Origin of the sequence: Roseibium sp., from assembly GCF_025698965.1 — a bacterium.
In the GTDB taxonomy this organism is placed as follows: Bacteria; Pseudomonadota; Alphaproteobacteria; order Rhizobiales; family Stappiaceae; genus Roseibium.
In genome coordinates, this window is the sequence record NZ_JAILWL010000372.1 from 1 (window position 1) to 6,589 (window position 6,589).

Below are 6,589 nucleotides of genomic sequence, written 5' to 3' on the forward strand. Positions count from 1 at the left end.
TGGCCCAGTCTCCCATGATCTGCATTCCGGCCTTGCCGGTAATGACCATGCTTGTCGCATCGTTCCAGGATCTGCCGGGAGATCCTTCGTCCGTTGCACGCACAAGATCCCGCAGACGGGTATAGGTCGCGACCACTTCCTTCATCTTGTCGGAATTCAGAGCCTCGACATCGCGGTCCTGGAACAGGCGAAGATAAAGTTCCTGGCCGCCGATTGTCAGCAGGACGGCGTTGAAGGTGAGCCGTTCCTGCCAGGCCTGGCCGCCGACAGCAACCGGAACAACACCGGCTTCCAGTAGTTTTTCCGCCGCGGCAAAGAAACTGTCCCAATCCTTCGGCGGCGCGACGCCTGCCTTTTCGAAGACTTCGATATTGTACCAAAGCCAGTTGGATCCGTGGATGTTGACCGGCACGGCATAGTAATGACCGTCGCGTTTCACCAGATTGTCGATAATCGGCGGAAACAGCTCATTCCATCTGCCGGCTTCCACTTCAGCATCAATGTTGTTCAGTAGCCCGGCGTCGATCAATTCTTCGAATTCACGGGACGTGTTGAATTGCCCGACCTGAGGTGGATTGCCACCCATGAGGCGGTTGGTAAGCATCGACTTTGCCATGTCGTTGCCACCGACACCCGTATCGATCCATTCGCCGCCGGCGTCGTTGAACGCTTCAGCAAATTTCTGGATTGCGGCTGCCTCACCTGCAGACGTCCACCAATGAAGCACTTCTGCTTTTTTGCCTTCTGCAAATGCAGGCATTGCTACGGTCGCAATCGCCACACTTGTCAGCAAAGTCCTGATTAGTTTCATGTTCTCCTCCACTTCAGTCGGTTATCCACCCAGCGCGCCTTCGGTCACCCTCATGCCGACACAAGCGGCAGAGAGGGCTCCCTGAATGTCTTCCAAAAGCGCGGATGCTCCTTCGAGGCCCGCGAAAATGCGGACTGCGTTTTTTGAAACTCCAAATGCATTCAAGGCATTGGGGCCGGTGTCTTGTCGGTTTGCGATCGCGGCAGGTAACGCGAGGCTCTCAAATCCTCCCCAGCTGACGCCGAGACGGATGAGCTGCAACGCGTCGCAGAATGTTCGAATGTCGACGGCGTCTTCCAGCTCCAGCGTGAACAATCCCCCCGCGCCGGAAAGCGTTTCGGGAAGCGGCGCGGAAACGCCGGGTCGATGAATTTTCCTGATGCGATTGTCGCTTTGAAGTTTGCGGGCGATCCAGTCCGCTGCTTCAGTGTGGGCGCGCACCCGCACTGCAAGCGTTCTCAAACCACGCAGGATCAGAGAAGCTTCCATTGCAGAGAGTTTTGCGCCCAGAAGCGGAACAGTGGTCTCGCGAATACGCTCAATCAACCCGGTGGAGCCGATCACGCATCCCGCGACAACATCACTGTGCCCGCTTAGATATTTTGATGCCGAATGAACGACCAGATCGATGCCCGCATCGATCGGGTTCTGCAAGATGGGTGACGCAAAACTGTTGTCCATCAGCGTGACGACACCCTTGTTGCGAGCAACTCCGGCAATGTTTTTAAGATCGAGTGTTTCGAAAACGAAGCTGGTTGGACTTTCGAGGAACAGCATCGACGCGCCGGCAAGGATGTCACACGTCCCGGTCAGCTCAGATGCATCAACATATTCTGTTTGAATGCCGAAGCGGGGCAGTAGAATTTCAAAAAGGCGATACGCGTCCGAATAGGCATTTCGAATGCAAACAATTCGATCCCCGGACTTCAGCAATCCAAGAATCGAGCTGGAAATGGCAGCCATTCCGCTGGAAAACGCGATCGCTTCTTCACCATTTTCAAGTTGCGCCAACTTGTTTTCCAGAACCCGTACGGTCGGATTTCCCGTTCTGGAATAAAGGTCTGCTTCATCGCGGCCGCTGTAGCAGCCTTCGAGAGTGTCAAAATCCGGAAACAGGAATGTGGACGTCTGAAAAATAGGCGGAACCGCTGCTCCGGCCTGATGGCCTTCAGCATCATGGGTCAAAATCAGGTCCGCTTTGAAACCGCTGTGCATATACGCAATCCGAAATGGTTTAGCTCACAAGACATCAGACGTCAGACGTCTGATGTCTTGTGAGCTAAACAAGCCTGCTTTTCGGAAATTGTCAAGTCCGGTCGTTGAAGGGGCTGCCAAGGAGGAGAGTTCAATCGAACCAGTCGCAAATTCGAACCTGGTCAGACTTCAGCCAATTCCGGTCAATCCGACTTCAACGAGAAATCGAAAGACTGATTGGTGAACTGCATTTTGGCATAACGCCTGTTTCACTCAGGAAAAATCGGCGAAATGTCGGAAACTGTTAACAATCGTTAAGGCACGAAAATCAACAGTTTGTAATCGTCCTCAGGAAAACGGGCATTCGCGTGACAACGATGGCCGCAAGTTCAATCGATGGCGGAAACTTCTATAAGCGGTCGATGGAGGACATGCGTGTTGTTAGCGAAGAAGAAAGAAAACACATGGAAAGAAACATGCAAAGTTCCAAGAATCTGGTTGGACTTATCCTGCTTACGTTCGGCGTTGTTTCCGGTTTTGTTAGCTTTTGGTACACGTTGGAATTCACTTGGACCCCCGAGTTTCAAGCGACCAACTTAGAGATTGGTCCAACCCACTCCAACTATCACGCATTCCGTGAAGCGTTGTTGGCGCTGGCCGTCAACCTTTTGCTGATAAGAGCGGGTGTTTTAGGGAGTGCCATGAAATATGAATATTGGGCCACTACGACTTTTATGGCTGTTTTTTATTACTCCGGCTGGTGGCTTGCCTGGCCGATCTGGGGGTATCACGCACCCTATGTTTCCGCCGATATCAATCACGTCATTGCAACAATTGGAGGCCTTTCGGGTCTAATTTTGCTCAAGCCAGTTAGGAATTAAAAAAATTTCTACTGAAAAATCAATTTGATACACGAAGTCTCGAAGTAAGCCATGAAGAAAATATCTGTTGTTTTTTTCGTTATCCTGATTGTCCTACCTCTCTTGAGCGTTGTTACGTATCTAGTCTTGCCAGATTCATGGGCGCCTATCGACATTTGGGAACGGTTGGCCCAGTTCACGGGTACGATTGCAATTAGTCTTATGAGTGTTGCCATGATACTCGTGACCCGTTTTCGCTGGCTAGAGCAGCGCCTGGATGGGCTGGACAAAGCATACAGGTTGCACAAGTGGCTCGGAATTGCGGCTCTGCTTGCTAGCATTGGTCACTGGCTGGTGACGAGGATTTTGGAAAACCTGGAAGAATCTAGAGAGTTGCACAAGAACATTGTTCTTGAAACTGGATTGGTGAACGCTCCAATCGAAGCATTTCTAGGTAGGCTACATTTTCCAGCGATGGTACTCGCCCATATCGGGTTTTACTCAGCTGTAATTCTAATCATCGTGGCGCTGACCAAAAACATTCCGTACAGGTTCTTTGCCTACAGCCACAGAGTTATTGCCCTATCTTATCTGTTTCTGGTTTTTCACTCCGTAGTTTTGATGGACATCCGTACCTGGACCCAACCTGCCGGTGTTGTGACAGCTTTGTTATTGACTGGTGGCGTGGTTGCCGGAGCGTTTTCTCTCTTCGGGCAAATCGGTCGTAGTAATCGTGCCACGGGCCAGATCAGATCACTGCTGCCATTTCCAGACATTCGTGTGATCGAAGCCAATATCGAGCTGGACAATAAGTGGAAAGGACATCGGTCGGGTCAGTTTGCTTTTGTCACTTTTGACCGACGCGAAGGCAAGCATCCTTACACGATTGCCTCGGCCTGGGACCCTGAAAGACGCAATATCACATTCATCACAAGAGGTCTTGGAGACTATACCGACACCCTACCGGAAGGTCTCGAAATCGGCGACACAGTGCTGGTCGAAGGCCCTTATGGCTGCTTTACCTTCGATGACGTGAAAGAACGACAGATCTGGATAGCTGGCGGGATAGGTATTACACCGTTCATCGCCCGCATGAAGCAACTTGCTACGATGCCCGGCACCCAGGAGATTGATCTGTTCTTTGCGGCTTCGCAAGAACATCAGGAGGTTGAAAAATTGCTTGAGGCGGATGCAGCCGCAGCCAAAGTCAATCTGCATCTGGTCATTGATGGCCGCGACAATCCTCTTACCGGCCAACGTCTGCGTAAGATTGTTCCAGACTGGCAATCTGCAAGTGTGTGGTTTTGCGGGCCTGCTTTGTTTGGAAAGGCAGTCCGTAACGACCTGGTAGCGAATGGATTTCGCGTGGATGATTTCCACCAGGAGCTGTTCAATATGCGTTGACCGGGAAGGATCGGCTCTAGATTCGCTTTAATTTCCGTCTGATGCGGCTAAGCGATACGGGCGTAATTCCTAGATATGAGGCAATGTGGCGCTGTGAGACGATGTCGAACAGCTTTGGATCCCTATTCAAAAGCATTTTGTATCTGTCTTCGGGACTTGCTGCAATTCGGTTCACAAAGAGATCTTGGTAGTCAGACATGCAATGCACAGCAACAGTGAGCATCTTGCTTGTAAAATCGGATGAGGCTTCCATCTTCGCCTGTAAATCCTTTCTGGATGCAACTCTGACTTTTGACGGAGCAACAGATTCCAATCCAAATTTACTCGGTGTGTTGAGATAAAAGCTGTCCAGAGAAGCAACGGTATCACCAGCTAAAAAGAACTTGACCGAGATATCTTCGCCGTCATTGTTGTACCATAGCCTCAGGCACCCGCTTTCAACAAAATAGGCATGTCGACTCGTTTCTCCTTGCAGAAGCAGAGTTTGGTTCTTGGCGAGGTTCTCGAGCGTATAGTGCTTTCTGAACATATCTCGAAACTCCGGTGGACAGTGCATTTTGTGGCCTTTTGTGCTTGAGCGGCTCGACTTGAATTGATCAAGTCACTCGTTCACTTGCGATTGATTGATGAGGTAACCAGGGGAAGGTAGATATTAGCGACTGTTCTTCGGGGTTTTGTGCTTAAGAAACCCAGTTGCTTGTATTTAGCCAATAATACCAGCCCAGGTACTCAACTGTTGCCTTATACTTGACACCACCAGAGCGTTTTTGCCACCTCCAGTTTGTCGGCATCGAACAACTGTGGTTTATGCCGACGGGAAGTAGCGATGCCTTGCCAAACTGCTTTTTACTTTCGTCAAATAAATGTTCAGGGCGTCTTACCCACCGGGTGCGCTGACGGGGAACAGCTGAAATGCTTCGCGTATGGCTTGAGCCATTCCCTCGGTGGTTTTGCATTTCGCCTGTGTTCGTTTTCTCAAAACAATGTTTGTTCCCTGAAGAGGCGGAAACCCTTCTTCCAGTGTCAATTCGCGGCAATCCGGGGGGATCTGGCTCTGCGCCAGAACTGCCACGGCGATACCTGACGACACTGCTGCCTGGAGGCCGAAGGAACTGCCGCTTACATAGGCGACCCGGTAATCCTTTTGATGTTGATCGAGGCTCGCAAGTGCCCATTCTCGCCACCAGCACCCACGATCGCAGGCTGCCACAGGCATTGGAACACACTCGTGCTGCAGGTGAGTGTCCGAGGTAACCCAGACGACCGGATCATTCAGAAGGATTTCTCCGCCAATTTTTGCGGCCTCTTCGTGAACCACTATCAGATCAAGTTCACCCCTTTCGAGTTCGACGTGCAACTCCGATGACGGCGCGCAGCGGACGGTCACTTCAACCTGGGGGTGCATTTTTGAAAAGCGAAACAGCACTCGAGGAAGGATCGTTCCTCCATATTCTTCCGGAATGCCAATCCTGACGAACCCGTCGAGCGGATCCGCCTGCAATGACGCGGCAGCTTGATCGAGAAGAGACAATATGCGTCTCGCGTCCTTCACGAGCTGTTCACCCGACTGAGTAAGTGAGACACCGCGGGGACCGCGTTCAAATAGTCGTTCACCCACAATGTCTTCCAGTTTTTTCATCTGAATGCTCACAGCGGACTGCGTGCGTCCGACGAATTCTGAAGCGCGAGTGAAATTTCTGGTTTCTGCGATTGCGACAAGCGTGCGCAGCAGGTCACTCTCCAAATTGGGTTTCAAAACGGCGTTCCCAAATTCAAATTAGATATGAATTAGATTCATTCCTAACATGATAATTGTTCGTTTCTAAAATGTCTATGTTGAGTTCATTGTGTCCATGGCAATACATGGAGCAAGACGATGGCACTCGAAACAAACTGTTTGCGCGCAACCGAAAAAGTTTCGTTCATGGATAGATGGGCTGAAGCAACAAGACATTGGTTTCGCGAATATCGCACGAAAAAAGTCAGAAAAAATGCTACTTTGGATCTGCTTAAGCAAAGTGACAAAGTGCTGGAGGATATTGGAACATCGCGTGCGGAGTTGGTTCGTGAACTTGGATATGATCCCAGGGATCTGCCCGTCGCATTGCGCGGGAGAGTTGACCTTCGCTTATGATCCGAATTTCGTACAGTATGATTTCAAGTCATAATTCGTGAAACAATTCTATATTGCTTATATATCTGGACAGTGTTTCGATCCTTGAAGTTGGATCAAAAAGGTAAGTCGCCAACAATCTGATTTTGGCTTGTTTTCTCGGCCCAGGAGGGGGACCGGGATAGCGCAGCGATAATATTGTCCCTT

7 protein-coding genes are annotated in these 6,589 nt (G+C 50.5%); 3 read left to right on the top strand and 4 right to left on the bottom strand.

What is annotated here, in order from left to right; translation table 11 throughout:
• Together K5905_RS24165 and K5905_RS24170 are read right to left on the bottom strand one after the other, a co-directional pair.
• Positions 1–811 (bottom strand): ABC transporter substrate-binding protein (locus tag K5905_RS24165; RefSeq protein ID WP_297588795.1); only part of this gene is annotated, 811 nt, incomplete at its 3' end.
• Positions 812–832: 21 nt separating this feature from the next.
• Positions 833–2,026, bottom strand: coding sequence for a PLP-dependent transferase (locus tag K5905_RS24170; protein WP_297588798.1), 1,194 nt, complete (start codon positions 2,024–2,026; stop codon positions 833–835).
• A gap of 347 nt (positions 2,027–2,373) precedes the next feature.
• Between K5905_RS24170 and K5905_RS24175 the strand changes: the two genes are divergently transcribed.
• Together K5905_RS24175 and K5905_RS24180 are read left to right on the top strand one after the other, a co-directional pair.
• Entirely contained in the window at positions 2,374–2,886 is a 513-nt protein-coding gene (locus K5905_RS24175; protein ID WP_297588801.1) for a hypothetical protein, read from the top strand.
• A gap of 51 nt (positions 2,887–2,937) precedes the next feature.
• Positions 2,938–4,269, top strand: coding sequence for a ferric reductase-like transmembrane domain-containing protein (locus tag K5905_RS24180; RefSeq protein WP_297588803.1), 1,332 nt, complete (start codon positions 2,938–2,940; stop codon positions 4,267–4,269).
• A 16-nt stretch (positions 4,270–4,285) separates the two neighbouring features.
• Here the strand turns inward: K5905_RS24180 and K5905_RS24185 are convergent, their stop codons facing one another.
• Complete coding sequence (locus tag K5905_RS24185) at positions 4,286–4,798, bottom strand: Crp/Fnr family transcriptional regulator (protein WP_297588805.1); 513 nt, start codon at positions 4,796–4,798, stop codon at positions 4,286–4,288.
• 348 nt (positions 4,799–5,146) lie between these two features.
• Positions 5,147–6,025: a LysR substrate-binding domain-containing protein gene (locus tag K5905_RS24190; RefSeq protein WP_297588808.1), complete on the bottom strand. Its 879-nt coding sequence runs from the start codon at positions 6,023–6,025 to the stop codon at positions 5,147–5,149.
• A gap of 120 nt (positions 6,026–6,145) precedes the next feature.
• Between K5905_RS24190 and K5905_RS24195 the strand changes: the two genes are divergently transcribed.
• On the top strand, positions 6,146–6,403 hold the full coding sequence (locus K5905_RS24195) for a hypothetical protein (protein WP_297588810.1): 258 nt from the start codon (positions 6,146–6,148) through the stop codon (positions 6,401–6,403).
• The last annotated feature ends 186 nt before the right edge of the window (positions 6,404–6,589 follow it).

Coding starts and splice junctions, on each gene's coding strand:
- K5905_RS24180 (WP_297588803.1), top strand. CDS start 2,938: ATGAAGAAAATATCTGTTGTTTTTTTCGTTATCCTGATTGTCCTACCT.
- K5905_RS24185 (WP_297588805.1), bottom strand. CDS start 4,798: ATGTTCAGAAAGCACTATACGCTCGAGAACCTCGCCAAGAACCAAACT.
- K5905_RS24170 (WP_297588798.1), bottom strand. CDS start 2,026: ATGCACAGCGGTTTCAAAGCGGACCTGATTTTGACCCATGATGCTGAA.
- K5905_RS24195 (WP_297588810.1), top strand. CDS start 6,146: ATGGCACTCGAAACAAACTGTTTGCGCGCAACCGAAAAAGTTTCGTTC.